Origin of the sequence: Agrobacterium sp. 719_389, assembly GCF_900188475.1 — a bacterium.
Classification (GTDB): Bacteria; Pseudomonadota; Alphaproteobacteria; order Rhizobiales; family Rhizobiaceae; genus Agrobacterium; species Agrobacterium radiobacter.
In genome coordinates, this window is sequence record NZ_FYEM01000009.1 from 196,378 (window position 1) to 211,575 (window position 15,198).

Annotated in this window: 15 protein-coding genes and 1 tRNA gene; 10 read left to right on the forward strand and 6 right to left on the reverse strand. The window is 59.4% G+C overall.

Annotated elements, in window-relative coordinates; genetic code table 11:
- Positions 1-287 precede the first annotated feature (287 nt).
- Positions 288-2,360, forward strand: a complete 2,073-nt coding sequence (locus CFB10_RS17705) for a lytic transglycosylase domain-containing protein (RefSeq protein WP_026363478.1) — start codon at positions 288-290, stop codon at positions 2,358-2,360.
- A 169-nt stretch (positions 2,361-2,529) separates the two neighbouring features.
- Here the strand turns inward: CFB10_RS17705 and CFB10_RS17710 are convergent, their stop codons facing one another.
- The 3 genes from CFB10_RS17710 to CFB10_RS17725 all read right to left on the reverse strand — a co-directional run bounded on the left by CFB10_RS17710 (position 2,530) and on the right by CFB10_RS17725 (position 6,017).
- Positions 2,530-3,576 (reverse strand): porin, encoded by a 1,047-nt coding sequence (locus CFB10_RS17710; RefSeq protein WP_088567167.1) that lies wholly within the window; start codon positions 3,574-3,576, stop codon positions 2,530-2,532.
- A 549-nt stretch (positions 3,577-4,125) separates the two neighbouring features.
- Positions 4,126-5,232 carry a porin gene (locus tag CFB10_RS17715; protein ID WP_088567168.1) on the reverse strand — a complete coding sequence of 369 codons (1,107 nt, stop codon included), beginning with the start codon at positions 5,230-5,232 and terminating at the stop codon, positions 4,126-4,128.
- 694 nt (positions 5,233-5,926) lie between these two features.
- Positions 5,927-6,017: transfer RNA gene (locus CFB10_RS17725), tRNA-Ser, on the reverse strand.
- Positions 6,018-6,180: 163 nt separating this feature from the next.
- Between CFB10_RS17725 and CFB10_RS17730 the strand changes: the two genes are divergently transcribed.
- Together CFB10_RS17730 and CFB10_RS24065 are read left to right on the forward strand one after the other, a co-directional pair.
- On the forward strand, positions 6,181-6,522 hold the full coding sequence (locus CFB10_RS17730; protein ID WP_020009757.1) for a hypothetical protein: 342 nt from the start codon (positions 6,181-6,183) through the stop codon (positions 6,520-6,522).
- A gap of 88 nt (positions 6,523-6,610) precedes the next feature.
- Positions 6,611-6,787: a hypothetical protein gene (locus tag CFB10_RS24065; RefSeq protein WP_162993007.1), complete on the forward strand. Its 177-nt coding sequence runs from the start codon at positions 6,611-6,613 to the stop codon at positions 6,785-6,787.
- Position 6,788: 1 nt separating this feature from the next.
- On the opposite strand, the gene CFB10_RS17740 is transcribed toward CFB10_RS24065, so the two are convergent.
- Positions 6,789-7,589, reverse strand: coding sequence for an aldolase/citrate lyase family protein (locus CFB10_RS17740; RefSeq protein WP_020009756.1), 801 nt, complete (start codon positions 7,587-7,589; stop codon positions 6,789-6,791).
- A 7-nt stretch (positions 7,590-7,596) separates the two neighbouring features.
- Complete coding sequence (locus CFB10_RS17745; protein ID WP_020009755.1) at positions 7,597-8,814, reverse strand: NAD(P)/FAD-dependent oxidoreductase; 1,218 nt, start codon at positions 8,812-8,814, stop codon at positions 7,597-7,599.
- A gap of 324 nt (positions 8,815-9,138) precedes the next feature.
- On the opposite strand from CFB10_RS17745, the gene CFB10_RS17750 reads away from it, so the two are divergent.
- Complete coding sequence (locus CFB10_RS17750) at positions 9,139-9,486, forward strand: hypothetical protein (protein WP_026363515.1); 348 nt, start codon at positions 9,139-9,141, stop codon at positions 9,484-9,486.
- A gap of 158 nt (positions 9,487-9,644) precedes the next feature.
- Complete coding sequence (locus CFB10_RS17755) at positions 9,645-10,757, forward strand: pyridoxal phosphate-dependent aminotransferase (RefSeq protein ID WP_020009753.1); 1,113 nt, start codon at positions 9,645-9,647, stop codon at positions 10,755-10,757.
- A 305-nt stretch (positions 10,758-11,062) separates the two neighbouring features.
- Here the strand turns inward: CFB10_RS17755 and CFB10_RS17760 are convergent, their stop codons facing one another.
- Positions 11,063-11,326: a sel1 repeat family protein gene (locus CFB10_RS17760; protein WP_003509974.1), complete on the reverse strand. Its 264-nt coding sequence runs from the start codon at positions 11,324-11,326 to the stop codon at positions 11,063-11,065.
- 604 nt (positions 11,327-11,930) lie between these two features.
- On the opposite strand from CFB10_RS17760, the gene CFB10_RS17765 reads away from it, so the two are divergent.
- The 5 genes from CFB10_RS17765 (at position 11,931) to amn (ending at position 15,165) form a co-directional block, all read left to right on the forward strand.
- Positions 11,931-12,269, forward strand: a complete 339-nt coding sequence (locus CFB10_RS17765) for a DUF2147 domain-containing protein (protein ID WP_020009752.1) — start codon at positions 11,931-11,933, stop codon at positions 12,267-12,269.
- Positions 12,270-12,432: 163 nt separating this feature from the next.
- Positions 12,433-13,029 (forward strand): hypothetical protein, encoded by a 597-nt coding sequence (locus CFB10_RS17770; protein ID WP_020009751.1) that lies wholly within the window; start codon positions 12,433-12,435, stop codon positions 13,027-13,029.
- 160 nt (positions 13,030-13,189) lie between these two features.
- Entirely contained in the window at positions 13,190-13,372 is a 183-nt protein-coding gene (locus CFB10_RS24070) for a hypothetical protein (RefSeq protein ID WP_020009750.1), read from the forward strand.
- Positions 13,373-13,382: 10 nt separating this feature from the next.
- Positions 13,383-13,556 carry a hypothetical protein gene (locus CFB10_RS24075; RefSeq protein ID WP_003509979.1) on the forward strand — a complete coding sequence of 58 codons (174 nt, stop codon included), beginning with the start codon at positions 13,383-13,385 and terminating at the stop codon, positions 13,554-13,556.
- A 103-nt stretch (positions 13,557-13,659) separates the two neighbouring features.
- Positions 13,660-15,165 (forward strand): AMP nucleosidase, encoded by a 1,506-nt coding sequence (gene amn, locus CFB10_RS17780; protein ID WP_020009749.1) that lies wholly within the window; start codon positions 13,660-13,662, stop codon positions 15,163-15,165.
- Positions 15,166-15,198 lie beyond the last annotated feature (33 nt).

Genomic DNA, 15,198 nt, shown 5'->3' on the forward strand with positions numbered 1-15,198 from the left:
CCCTTGGCGCCGACAAGCGCAAAGGCAGCGTATTTTGTCCGAAATTGTCGGAAGTGTGACAGTCTCCCGACCGTGATCGGCAAGCGCAAAAGGCCGGCGCCGAAAAGAGACGTCGCTCGCGGGCCGGTGAATAAAAGTTGATTGAATTGCGGGGCGGGAATTAAGATTTCATTAAGGCTGAAATCCCAAGATTCCGGTGCGGGGCATCAGACCGTTTTCGGCAATCCCGCTGCAATGAAGCGATATTACAAGAAAGTCGACAAATCCGTTACACGATGAAGAGCGGCATGAAAAAGACAGTCTGGGGATTGATGGCGGCGGGCCTTGCCGCAACCGTTTGGAACGCACTGGCCGGGCCGCTGCCGGAAGGTGCGGCGCCGCTTCCCTATGTCAAGCCGAATGCACCTGCTGTTCCGGCCTTCATGCCGGCCTCGCCCGAGATCACCGGCGCCATACCGCGCCTCAACCGCCCCGATGACACAAGCCAGTTGAAGGCGGGTCTCGACGCGCTTTCGAGCCGTGATGCGGCCCGCGCGATTGCGCTGCGCAACACCATGCCGACCGGCAGCCTTGACCGCCATATCCTCACCTGGGCTATTGCCGTTTCCGGCCAGAAGGACGTCGCTTCCGCCGAAATCGCCGCCGCCCAGCGCGAGCTCTCCGGCTGGCCGGGTGCAGCGACGCTGCGCGCCAATTCCGAAAAGGCGCTTTACCGCGAAGATCCGCCCACGCCCCAGGTGCTTGCCGCCTTCGGCAATAGCCGCCCGGAAACCGCCGAAGGCACCGTGGTGTTCGCCAAGGCGCTCGCCTCCTCCGGTAAAGCTGCCGAATCCCAAAGTCTCATTCGCCAGCTCTGGGTCAGCGAAGGCATGGACAAGGACATGGAAGACCGTGTGCTTGACGAGTTTCCCACCTATCTGACGCCCGCCGATCACAAGGCGCGCATGGACTATCTGATGTATCGCAGTCGCATCAGCCAGGCGAAGCGTTTTGGGGATCTCGGCAAGGCGCAGTCGCTTTACAACGCCTGGGCGGCCGTGCTGCAGCGCTCCGCAACCGCAACCGCGCTCCTCGGCAAGGTCGACGCCTCCTGGCGTAGCGACCCTGCTTATCTCTTCGCGCGGGTGGAAAACCTGCGCAACCAGCAGAAATACCCCGAAGCAGCGGCCCTTCTGCGACAGGCGCCGAAGGAAGCGGCCAAGCTTGTCAATCCCGGCGAATGGTGGAATGAGCGCCGTATCATCGCTCGCGGCGTCGCCGATCTCGGTGATTTCGCCGAGGCCTATCGCATTGTCGCCAATCATTCTGCCACCTCGGCGGTCGATACCGCCGATGCGGAGTTCCATGCCGGCTGGTATGCGTTAAGAGCGCTGCACGACCCGGCGACGGCTTCGCGTCACTTCAACACGCTGCTTCAGACCTCCAACCGGCCGCTCTCGGCGTCGCGCGCCTATTATTGGCTAGGTCGGGCGGCGGAAGCCGGCGGGCCGGGCGATGCCCGCGACTTCTTCACCAAGGCAGCCGCTCATCCCGGCACGTTTTACGGGCAGCTCGCCGCAGCGCGAATCGGCGCCAAAACATTAAACGTCACCTATCCGAGCCCCAGCAGCAGCGACCGGGAACGTTTCGCCGGCCGCGAAGCCGTGCGCGCCATCGACCGGCTGGAAGCCGCCGGTTACGGCTGGCGCGCCGACAGCCTTTACCGGTCGCTTGCCGAACAGCTCGACAGTCCCGGTGAGCTTGCCATTCTGGCGGCAAGGGCGGAGGGCAACGGCAATCATCAGGTTTCGCTGCAGATCGGCAAGACGGCCTTCAGCCGCGGCATCGATGCGGCGGCGCTCGCCTATCCGCTCGGCGTCATTCCCGCCAGCGCCAATATTGCCGGCTCCGGCAAGGCGCTCGCCTATGCCATCGCCCGGCAGGAAAGCGCGTTCAATCCCGCCGCCGTCTCCGCCGCCAATGCCCGCGGCCTGCTGCAGCTGCTGCCGGGAACCGCCAAGGGCGTGGCCGGCCGCCATGGCCTGCCCTACACGCAGGCGATGCTGACCAGCGATGCGGGCTATAACGCCACGCTCGGCGCGCATTATCTCGGTGAGCAGATCGACAGTTTCGGTGGATCCTACATCCTCACCTTCATCGCCTATAATGCCGGACCGAAGCGCGTGCCGGAATGGATCTCCCGATATGGCGACCCGCGCGGCAAGCCGATCGACGAGGTGGTCGACTGGATCGAACGCATCCCCTTCCCCGAAACGCGCAACTACGTGCAGCGGGTGATGGAGAATTATCAGGTCTACAAGACACGGCTGGGGCAACAGGCCGATATCGTTGATGACCTGCGCCATGGGCGTGCGGGATAAGGCAGCAGTCTCCGCCAATCGCTGATCGTTCTAAAACATTCAAGCATCGGTTCGTCCGGTGCTTTTTTGTTTTCCGTGTTTGAATAACGCCTCTCAGCGCCGGAAGCCATCAAACGAAAAACCCCGGCATTTCTGCCGGGGTTTCCATCACTGACAATGTCAGATCAGATTAGAACGTGCGCTGAAGGCGGACGAAGCCAGTCCAGCTGTCGCCAGTCGGTCCATCGACGTCCTGGTAGTTGGCGGTAACCTTGGCATCCAGACCCTGGGTGATCTTGTAATCAACCGTCAGGCCAGCGCGCCATGCATCGTTGTCGCCGGTGAAGTCGCCGTCCGGAGCGATGTCGATCGTGCCGAGGTACTGAGCAGCAGGCGTAATGGTCAGCTTGTCAGTTGCCTTGATTGCGTATTCAGCAGCAACTGCCCACTCGGACTCTTCGTAGTAGTAGTTTGCGCCAGAAGCCCAAACGCCAGAGAGACCGAAGGTGCCGGGACCGATGTCAGCATACAGGATAGCGCGGATTGCGCCGTTTTCCTGGTCCGTGTCGTAAGAACCGAGCAGGTTTGCAGAGATCGCACCGAACTTGGCGCCGATGATACCGCTGACGCCGACGTTGTTCGGGCCTTCGAAGACGCCACCCTTGGCAACGCCGAGGTTGGACGTGCCGTCACGTACGGAGTCGAGCTCTTCAACGCTGATACCTGCGTAGAACGAACCAGCGTCGTAGGTGTAACGCAGAGCGTTGCCACGAGTGGTGTTCGAAGACAGGATATCGGTTTCGCCGGAGAGATCGTCATCCCACCAGGTGTACATGTAACCGACCTTCAGGCCGCCGAGTTCGATGAAAGCCTGGTCGACGTTGACGCCACGGTCGCTGTCGTTGTCAGCCTGACCGCGCAGACCGATGTAGCCGCGCAGAGCGCCAAGCTCGGTGTCGGTGCGGGTGTCGATGTTGAACTGGGCGCGCGTGAACGAGTTCCAGTCAGACGTACCGGACTTGTTACGGCCGAAGTCGGTCTGGAAACGGATGTAACCGTCGAACTTCAGGCAAGTTTCGGTGCCGGGGATGTAGAAGAAGCCGGTTCCGAAAGCGTCGCAAACGCGAACGTATTCCAGGGGCTCAGGCTCAGCAGCGACGATAGCGTCGGCAGCGTGAGCGCCGGATACTGCTGCGAGAGCCGCAGCGGAGCCGATGAGAAGGCTCTTGATGTTCATGGTTGACCTCCAGTCAAACGCTTAATCTTCTAAGCAGCGGGTGGGAAAGCACTTCAGAAATGCGTGCCGCTTATGGAGATGATTAGAGCCAAAACCGGTCGCTCAGGCAATCGTAATCATGACAGAAGGAAGACAGTAAGGTGTCCTTAGTTTTCCATTGTTGCGAAATAGCTACAATTCTAACCGACCGCCCCTCACTTCTTAAAAAAACGTTAATAAGCAATTATTTTCAAGTGCTTAACGAGCGAAAAGTCCACCCCAACAGCCGGAAGCCAATCCTTCCTCCAAAATCCTGACACAACCGGGCCATGAGAAATTGTCCAAAAGACGATTGCAGCGTCCGAGAATCAACTCTTTATCCAAGCGAGAGAGGAACAGCTCTTGCAGCTTACAGTTTGAAGTTCCCCTGATAGCGAATCACAAAGAGCGCGACAGCTACCTTCGCAAAAGCCGATCGAAGCATCGATCCACGCGCTGCTACAGATTTCTTCAAACGAAAAACCCCGGCATTTCTGCCGGGGCTTCCATCACTGACGATGTCAGATCAGATTAGAACGTGCGCTGAAGGCGAACGAAACCAGTCCAGCTGTCGCCACCGCCGTTAACACCTTCGGTGCCATCGACGTCCTGGTAGTTAACAGCGATCTTCGTGGAGAGACCCTGGGTGATCTTGTAGTCCACGGTAACGCCAGCGCGCCATGCGTCGCGGTCGCCGGTGAAGTCACCATCCGTACCGATGTCCAGAGTACCGAAGTACTGAGCGCCGGGGGTGATGGTCAGCTTGTCGGTTGCCTTGATGGCGTATTCAGCAGCAACTGCCCACTCAGACTCTTCGTAGTAAGCGTTTGCGCCAGAAGCCCATACGCCGGAGAGACCAAAGGTGCCCGGGCCGATATCAGCCGTCAGGATACCGCGGATAGCGCCGTTTTCAGCGTCGGTGTCGTAACCGCCGAGAACGTTGAGGTTCACGCCACCAAACTTGGCGCCAACGATTGCACTGATGCCAACGTTGTTGTCGCGCTGACCGTTGATTACGGTCCAGTTCAGCTGCGAAACACCGAGGTTGTTAGAGAGGTTGTTACCGCCATCGATCGTTACGCCGTTACCAGCAACAACGCGCTCCAGTTCTTCAACTGCAACGCCAACGTAGAAGGAGCCGGCATCGTAGGTGTAACGGATAGCGTTCAGGCGGGTGTTGTTCGAAGAGAGGATATCGGTTTCGCCAGAGAGACCGTCATCCCACCAGTTGTAGTAATAACCGACCTTCAGGCCGCCGAGTTCGATGAAAGCCTGGTCGACGTTGACGCCGCGGCTCGAGTCGTTGTTGGCGTCGCCACGGAAGCCGATGTAACCGCGCAGAGCGCCAAGCTCGGTGTCGGTGCGGGTGTCGATGTTGAACTGGGCGCGCGTGAACGAGTTCCAGTCAGACGTACCGGACTTGTTACGGCCGAAGTCGGTCTGGAAACGGATGTAACCGTCGAACTTCAGGCAAGTTTCGGTGCCGGGGATGTAGAAGAAGCCGGTTCCGAAAGCGTCGCAAACGCGAACGTATTCCAGGGGCTCAGGCTCAGCAGCGACGATAGCGTCGGCAGCGTGAGCGCCGGATACTGCTGCGAGAGCCGCAGCGGAGCCGATGAGAAGGCTCTTGATGTTCATGGTTGACCTCCAGTCAAAGTTTTTAAGTGGGTCTGGGTACTTTCGCTGAAGGACAGCATTCCCTGCCCCATTCCCGTGTTCTTAGAAGCCAAACGATCCACCGCCTCGCTTCTGGTGGTGAAAATACAAAAGGTTTCGCCGCTTGCAATCGCCAACATCCGATAAATAGCATTTACGTATATGCTTCATTTCGGTTTGTTGCGGAAACAACACACAGTGCGCAGCCGGCCGGCAGGCAGCTTTACCTCGCGTTAAGAAATTGCTTGAAAATCCGTTAGTTAGCGAGGTTAACAAGGTCTTTCTAAACTACCGGCCTTTTCGGCCAAACCTTGCCTCTCCCGGCAAGGATGATGGAAACTTCTGCTTCGTCACACCCCTGCACCTGACATGCCGCGACGGCGCTCATGGAGAAACGATAGAAAACCATGCCGTTTGCCGCCGATTCCTCGCGCAACGATTCGACGCGCTTGCCCAGCACCGGTTACGATACTGCCCGCACGATAATTGAAGCCGACACCGCCAAGCCTCTTGATTCGCTCGTTTCTTCCATAATCGAAACATGGAGGGCGCGGACCTCTGCGGCTTCATGGTGCGGGGTCGACATGGCTGTCGCGCACCGATGCACGAAGCGCGGGTCGGCTATGACTTGGAGCTGGTGGATATGTAGGGGTGACGTTTCCGGTCTGTGCCGAAGTGGCGGAGAGGATGGGATTCGAACCCACGATACGCTTTTGACGTATACTCCCTTAGCAGGGGAGCGCCTTCGACCACTCGGCCACCTCTCCGGTGCGGCCTGATTATTGCGTAAAAAAAATGATTGCAAGGCTTTTTCGCCAAGAAGCACAAAAACCTGTTGGCTGGACATCGGCCCCGCGAAACTTTGCAGGCCTTTCGGGAACTTCTTGACCGACCGTACGTTCTCGCTTCGGTAACAAAAGAGGTGTTCTAATGGCTCAGACCAAACTGAATGTTGTCGAAGACACGATCGAAAACCAGATTTCGGAGTTGCGCTCGCAGATCGCATCCCTCTCCAAATCCGTTTCCGCCCGCGCGGAAGGAGTAAGCGAGGATGCATCGGAATTTCTGGATGAGGCGCGCGGACGCGTCCGCAAGGCCGCGAGTAATGTGCGCGCCCAGGGCCAGAATGTCGTGGAAGCGGTCAAGGAAAATCCCGGCACGGCAACCTCCCTGCTGACGATCGTTGGCGCACTCGGTTTTGCCATCGGTTATGCCGTCGGCACAAGCACACAGCAGAACTCGTCGAACAGCAGCCTTTATCGCTGGCGCTGATCGCTACATGGAACTAAAATTCAGGCAAGGCGGGTCAACCCTGCCTTGCCTTTCCGTATGGGTTTGAAATGGATGAATGGGGGCGGATATGCGGTTCAGCGACGATCTTGAAACGGCTTTGTCGGATTTTGCGAGGGATCACGGCATAGACAGGGATGAGGCCATCCAGCGCATCATTCGCGCCGCCCTTATCAATAGCGGTTATCTCGCCTCCGGCGAAGAAGGTATTCCGCCGGAAAAGCTGAACGCCAGCAACGACGACTGAATTAATAGCCAGACCGGGATGGCGCAGGCGCTGCCCCGCCCTTGTAACGGGCCGACAGCGCACGCAGGGTATTGGCAAATTCCGTGACATCCGCCCCGACGGCGACGAAGGACGCGCCGAGTTCGAGATAACGGCGATTGTAGGTTTCATTAAAGGTGAGAATGCCGGCGGCCTTGCCCGCCTTGACGATCTTGACGATGGCCGCCTCGATCACCGCCTGCACTTCCGGCTCGTCTATCCGGCCGAGATACCCCATATCCGCTGCTAGATCCGCCGGGCCGATGAAGACGCCGTCCACACCCTCCACCGCCAGAATATTATCGAGATCGTTGATTGCCGCGCGGGTTTCGGCCTGCACCAGCAGGCAGACGCTGTCAGAGGCGCTGTCGGCATAATCGGTTATTGTGTTGAAGGCGGAAGCGCGGGCAACGGCAGCGCCCATGCCGCGAATGCCGCGCGGCGGATAATGCATGGCGCTGACCAAATCCGTGGCCTGGGCGGCCGAATCAACCATCGGCACGAGAAGTGTGCGCGCACCCGCATCCAGAAGCTGCTTGATCATCCAGCTTTCGCCGACCGGCACGCGCACCACCGGTTCGGCAGGTGATGTGGCAAGCGCGCGCAGCTGGTCGATGATGCTGCGCAGATCGTTCGGCCCATGCTCGCCGTCGATCACCAGCCAGTCGAACCCCGCCGTACCGGCGATTTCCGCCGTGATGGCCTCGCCCATATCGAGCCAGAGGCCAATCTGCGGCTTTCCGGCATGGATGGCGGTTTTGAAACGGTTTTCGGGAGCAGGCATGATATCCTCAGGAAAGCAGTAATTTCAGATCGGCGGAGAAGTCCGCCAGGATGGCGCGATCCGGCTCAGCACCGGTATCGAGCAGTTTCTTGCCCGCGACATAGGCCTTGGCATCGTTGACGGCATCGACAGCCACGAATCGTCCATCGCGGAAATACCAGACGGACCAGCTGCCTTCGCGCGCGCCGGGCCGGAGCACCGTCTCGTCGTAACCCAGGTTGAAACCGGCGATCTGCAGCTTGGCGTCATATTGATCCGACCAGAACCACGGTTTCGGATCATAGGCGGTTTCAGCCCCGGTGAGCACGGCAGCGACCGCCTCGGCCTGATCGACTGCATTCTGTACCGATTCGAGACGCACATGCTGGCCTCGCCACGGCAGCAGCGCGCAATCGCCCACCGCATGAATGGCGCTGTCGGATGTGCGGGTATGGTCGTCCACCACGATGCCATTGCCGACATCGAGGCCCGATTCGCGGGCAAGGCGGTCATTCGGCGTCACGCCGATGCCGACGATGACGAAATCGACATCCAGCATCGAGCCGTCGGAGAGCTCGGCAGCGGCCACCCGGCCTTCCATGCCGACAAGGCGCACAAGGCCGGTCTTTTCGCGGATGGAGACGCCATGGGCCTGATGGATGCCGCGCATGATATCGGCGGTTTCTTTCGCCGCCACGCGCTGCAGAATGCGGTCAGCCATCTCGATCAAGGTCACCTCGAGGCCGAGCTTGCGGGCGACGGCGGCCGCTTCAAGGCCGATATAACCGCCGCCGATCACCAGCAGCCTGCGGCCGGGCTTCATCTCCTCCATCAGCCGGTCGGCGTCGCGCTTGTCGCGAACAGTCAGGACGCCTTCGAGATCACCACCGATGCTGGCGGGCAGCTGGCGGGGTGCGGCCCCGGTTGCCAGCACCAGCCTGTCATAAGAAAGCGTGCTGCCGTCCTGCATGCGCACGGCTTTTTCAGCGCGGTCTATCTCCTCCGCCCAGGTGGAAAGCCGGATATCGACATTGTTTTCGGCGTACCATTCCTCCGGGCGAAACATCAGCCGGTCGAAACTCATCTCGCCGAGAAGATATTTTTTGGAGAGCGGCGGCCGCTGGTAAGGATAGGCGTCCTCGGAACCGATGATGGTGATGGGGCGCTCATCCTTCAGCGCCCGCAGCTTCGACGCCAGCGCGAAAGCGGCCTGCCCCGCCCCGACGATTACCAGCCTTCCCGTCACAGCTCACTCCCAGAACAACCACGAAGCGCCGATCCCGCCGACCCTCGCGAAGCCATATTACCGGATCAGGCGTAACGCCAAGTACGGCCCCAGTCAACCGCGCAGCAACGCCAGCCCGGTGCAAGCATGACGCATTATCAGCACAGGCTGCGGCACGACTGCAACCTGATGGGACCGAACGCATTTCCATAGTGGAAACATCGGCTTCCCGAGGGGATTGGTCGAGATCGACACAGACTAGAGATAATTGCGCGCATTTCCTTCATGCCCTGGCAAGGAAGCGGCGTTAAAATCGGCACGAAAGAGGCAATCCGGGAGGTTGTCATGGCTTTACATATGGATATCAGTCAGAACGTCCCCCAGGACGAGATGTACGAGAAATTTCAGATCGACCGGCCCGGCAAGATCACCTTCATCGGGCATCATCTCAGCGCCAAGGACACCATGCGTTGCCTGGTGCGGACCATTTCCCTCTACGGCGCCGAGCTGGATGTCAGCCCCGATCTGGAAATGCCGGCCAATTTCTATCTGGAAATTCTTGGCATCCGCGACGAGATCGGCTGCACGCTGATCCGCCGCGAGGAAGAAAAGGTCACGATCGGCTTCAACATGCTGATCGATGCGGAATTCCTGCACCATGTGCGGCGCCTGAGCTTCGAGACCAGCGTCTGACCTTGTCGCGATAGGCCTATGGTTTTTTCCATCTCTTCTCAGCGATGGAAAATTCTGTTCCAAAACAGCCATGCCACAACCGGCCGCGCCTTGCGTCCGGTTTTTTTGCACCTATTGTGAGCCGGGTTTTAAACACAGGTACCGGAACTCTGAAGCCAATGTCCGCTTTTTCACGCCTTACACCACTTGCCGTCTCGCTTCCCTCCACCGTTCCCTTCGTCGGCCCCGAGGCCATCGAGCGGAACCGCGGCTTGAAGGTGGAGGCGCGAATCGGCGCAAACGAAAGCGGCTTCGGCCCCGCCCCTTCCGTACTGCTGGCCATGCGCGATGCGGCAGCGGAAACCTGGATGTATAGCGATCCGGAAAATTTCGAGCTGAAGGAAGCGCTTGCCATCCACCACGGCGTTGCGCGCGGCAATATTGCCATCGGCAGCGGGGTTGATGGATTGCTGGGCGAGATCGCCAGGCTGATCGTCGAGCCGAGCACGCCTGTCGTCACCTCGTTTGGCGGCTATCCCACTTTCAATTACCATGTGAACGGTTTTGGCGGGAGACTCGTCACCACGCCTTATGTTGACGATCACGAAGACCTCGACGGCCTTCTCGACCTCGTTAACAGGGAAAATGCGCCGCTCGTCTATTTCGCCAATCCTGATAATCCGATGGGAAGCTGGTGGGAAGCGAGCGAAGTCGTTGCCTTTGCCCGCGCATTGCCGGAAACCTGCCTGCTCATTCTGGATGAAGCCTATTGCGAGACCGCGCCCGCAAGCGCCGTTCCGGCCATCGACGCGCTGATCGGCCAGCCGAACATCCTGCGCATGCGCACCTTCTCGAAAGCCTATGGGCTCGCCGGCGCGCGCGTGGGTTACGCCATCGGCACGCTCGGCAATGTCGAAGCCTTCGACAAGATCCGCAACCATTTCGGCATGGCGCGCATTTCGATCGCAGGCGCCTTGGCAGCGCTGAAGGATCAGGCCTATCTGCATGAAGTCGTTGGAAAAATCTCCGAGGCCCGCGAACGGATTTCCATGATTGCGCGCGAGAACGGCCTTTCACCGCTCCCCTCCGCCACCAATTTCGTCACCATCGATTGCCACCGTGACGGCGCTTACGCCCGCGCCATCGTCGATGGGCTGATGGAGCATGGCGTATTCATCCGCATGCCGGGCGTTGCACCGCTCAACCGCTGCATCCGCGTGAGCGTGGGGCCGGATGACAAGCTTGATCTTTTCGAACAGGCGCTGCCGAAGGTTCTCAAGGCGATCGGGTAAGCTCCCAACCAACCCTCATTCCTGTGCTCGTCACAGGAATGAGGGTTGGAAAGTCCGCACATTGCGCGCATCGATTCAACATCCTCCCGCAACCCCCTGCCCAGGAATCATTTTCCGGCAACGAGAGCTCACCAGACATAAGAAAACCGCGCCGGCCTTGTTCCTGCCGGTCGCGGTTTGATGTGTCAGCGCAAAAGCCCTTTTCAAAGCCCTCGCCGCGTTCCCCTTCGGGTTTACTTTCGTTTTGACCGGTCGTCGGGACTGGAGGGAACCGGACCGGAAATCTCAATAGTGGCTTGGGTAAATCAGTGCATCGTCATCCAGTCGCGGGCGGCGCGCAGCGCTTCGGCGAGTTCCGATTTCGTCATGTTGCGGGCGAGATCAGCGCGCAGTGAAGCGGCTCTTTCCGATCCGCGGATCGCGGCGATGTTGAGCCATTTATGCGCTGCGATCAGGTCCACCTTGCAGCCCCGGCCGGTCGCATAGACCAGGCCGAGATTGCAAAGAGTGTCGGCGCGGGTTTCGCCACCGGCAGCCATTTCGATATCGCTGATGTCAAAGCGTGCCATTGTTTTAATCCCTGTCTTTCTACCTGTTTCACCATTCGCCTTCTTGTCGAGGCTACCCGTCCGGACCCGCCGTCTTTTGCGGCTTTTTTGTCCTTTCGTCCGGCAGGTTTTCCCTGCGCTTTTGATGAGTTCACTATGCCACGGGGCTTTCAACGGTCGCTTAAAAGGCATGATTAATGGCCGGCAAACAAACTGCAAACGATTGGTAAAATTGGGTTTTTGTTAAATATCGCGAGCCGCGGAAATTAAGGACTTTGCGGCGAATTTTACGAAAACTTTAGAATTGGATTTAAACCCTTCCTTCACCACGATCAAAACAGCGATTTTCGAATTTCCGCTTTTCCGTTCCTCCCACCGCCGAAAATGTCAGCCCGCAGCCGCAAATTTCTATTTCCTTTTACGTTAACGTAAAATATTATCCGCGCTGCCTGTCATGAGGATGAAACGGGCAGAGGATAGCGCGGTGTGAGGAGCAATCGTTGCGCCGCAGGGCGGCTTTGGGCCAGCAATGGCGCATTCGCATGCCAAATGGGTTTGATCTGCGCATCGCCTCTTCGGGCCGGTCCGGCCGAGGAAAGCCTGCGCGAATTTCGGGAGGAATTTTATGAAGCTTATGATGACGATTGCCGCCGCCCTCATGCTGAGCGGCAACCTTGCCTTTGCGGGCGAGGCGATCGAAGGTAACTGGAAGACGGCCAGCGGCGAAACCGCCGTGATCGGCCCCTGCGGCGGCGCCTTCTGCGTGACGCTGAAGACCGGCAAACACGCCGGAAAACAGATCGGCAAACTTGCCGGCAAGGGCAACAATTATTCGGGCGAAATCACCGATCCCGCCAATGACAAGACCTATAGCGGCTCCGGCACCGTTTCCGGCAACTCGCTGAGCATGAAGGGCTGCGTTCTGAAAGTTCTGTGCAAATCGCAGACCTGGACGCGGCTATAATCGACAAGGCGGCGGGTGGGCTTTCTGTCCTCCCGCCTGCGGTCTCGCGCCTGACGGCGCGGTGCGCTGCCCAAGGGGTCGCGCCGAAACTGCGGACAGACGCCGCATGGAAGCCATATATCCGTTGAGGTATCGTTGCGCCCAACACCAACGAGAGCGACGCATGCGCCCCACCCTTTCGACAATCCTGATCGCGGGCACCTCCCATGTCGGCAAAAGCACCCTTGCCGGCCTGCTGAGCGAAAGACTGCGCTGCGAGGCGATATCGACCGACAGTCTCGCCCGCCATCCGGGAAGGCCATGGCCGGGCATTCCGGCACCGGTGGAGGAATATTACTCGCAGCTATCAGCGGAAACGATCCACTGGTTTCTGAAGATACATCATCAGAACATCTGGCCATTGATCCGCACGATGATCGACAGCAGGTCAGGCACCGGCACGCCCGCAATCTTCGAGGGCGCGGCCCTGCGGCCGGAATTGATATCGCCCCTGCTCGGCAGCACGGTCGCCGGTGTCTTTCTCCATGCCGGCAATGATTTTCTTCTCGAGAGAATGCGTTCCCTCGCGCGCTATGAAGATGCAACGGCCGACAAGCGGCGGATCATGGACGCTTTCATCGAGCGTTCGTTGCGGGAAAACACCGACATGCTGGCATCCGCGCGGGAACACCATGTGCCGGTTGTCGATGTGACCCAGCCTCAGGCATTCGAAATCCTGCTGACCGATCTTGCGGCACGCGCGCAAGCCCCTCTGTCCTGATCGAAAAGCGGGGGGGGCCGCGAGGTGCCCAGCGCCATTGCCGCGCCGACCCACCATGTCACCAGCCGTTAACATCCCTGAACACCATATGAACCGGGGTCTCAGGGTCCGTTCAGTCCGAGTGTGGCAAAACTCTGTCCATTAACTCCAATAAAGGGGAATGGACATGGCAAAGCTGATCAGCCGACTGGCAATCTTCGCGTTTCTCATGGCGATCTTCGCCATGTCCTTCGCCTCGCTCGTCGTTAATCCGAACCGCAGTTTCCAGCGGGTGAATGCCGGTGCGGCAATTGCCTGCCAGCACAACCCGGCGCCCGCCGCCAATTGCCCCGTCGTACTTTGAGGACCGGCCGATGACGACCAGTTTTTCCAACGGCCTGTTTTCCGCACTGAGACTGGTGCTGATGGCTTCGATCTTTCTCGGTCCGGTGGCCGGACTTGCGGTTTACAAGGCCGATCCCCGCCCCGCCTCCAAGGGCGCCGGTTTCGTGCTCCTGATGAGCCTGCAGCGCGGCGCGCTCGGCTGAGTTTCCGCCGCCCCGACATTGCTCCAGCCGCTTTTTCCGTTTCTTTTCAGTTTCTTCGTATTTCTGTCGCTTGCCTGTCGAATTTGGCCTCTTATAATGAGCCATGACAATAGCAAAACGAACGATTCCGCCCTTCACCTTCATCAGCCCCGAGCCTTTCGCGCCGCAGACATTCACGGACCCGAAAGAAGCTGTGGCGGCTTTGACCGCGCTTTATGAACGCAATACGGCGTTCCTCATCAACTCCTTCACCGAGCTTGCCAAGGGCGCGCCGATCACCGGCCGTTACCGCGCCTGCTATCCGCAGGTCAGTCTTGAGACAGCAACCTTCGGCCATGTCGATTCGCGTCTCTCCTACGGCCATGTCACCGCTCCCGGCGTCTATACGACGACGATCACCCGGCCGGAGCTGTTCCGCCATTACCTGAAAGAGCAGCTGGGGCTTCTGATGAAGAACCACGGCGTTCCGGTGACGGTTGCTGAATCGGCCACGCCCATTCCGCTGCATTTCGCATTTGGCGAAGGCGCTTATGTCGAAGCGGCGGCGGCCTCCTCGCTCTCCGACGTGCCGTTGCGCGATCTTTTCGATACGCCCGACCTCAACAATACTGACGACCTCATCGCCAATGGCGAATATGATCAGGTGCCCGGCGAACCCGCGCCGCTCGCACCCTTCACGGCGCAGCGCATCGATTATTCGCTGGCGCGCCTCAGCCACTATACGGCGACCAGCGCCAGCCATTTCCAGAACTTCGTGCTGTTCACCAACTACCAGTTCTATATCGATGAATTCGCCGCGTGGGCGCGGCAGATGATGAAGAATGGAGGCGAAGGCTACACGGCCTTCGTGGAGCCGGGCAACATCATCACCCCCGCCGGCTCCGACAGGCCGGAAACGGACGCCGTTCTTGGCCGCCTGCCGCAGATGCCCGCCTATCACCTGAAGAAAAAAGGCCATGCCGGCATCACGCTCGTCAATATCGGCGTCGGCCCCTCCAACGCCAAGACGATCACCGACCATATCGCCGTGCTGCGCCCGCATGCCTGGCTGATGGTCGGCCATTGCGCCGGCCTGCGCAACAGCCAGCGACTGGGCGATTATGTTCTGGCCCATGCCTATGTGCGCGAGGACCACGTTCTTGACGACGACCTGCCGGTCTGGGTGCCGATCCCGGCGCTGGCCGAAGTGCAGCTGGCGCTGGAAGGGGCGGTTGCGGAAGTCACCGGTTACGAGGGCTTCGAGCTGAAGCGCATCATGCGCACCGGCACGGTCGCCACCATCGACAACCGCAACTGGGAACTTCGCGACCAGGCCGGCCCCGTCAAGCGCCTGTCGCAATCGCGCGCCATCGCGCTCGACATGGAATCGGCCACCATCGCCGCCAACGGTTTCCGCTTCCGCGTGCCCTATGGCACCCTGCTCTGCGTCTCCGACAAGCCGCTGCATGGCGAATTGAAGCTGCCGGGCATGGCCACGGAGTTCTACCGCACGCAGGTCGCCCAGCATCTGCAGATCGGCATCCGCGCCGTACAGAAGCTTGCGGCTATGCCGACGGAAACGCTGCATTCGCGCAAGCTCAGAAGCTTTTACGAGACGGCGTTCCAGTAAAAATAGATATCGCTCAAAGCCCCCTTGGTGTAT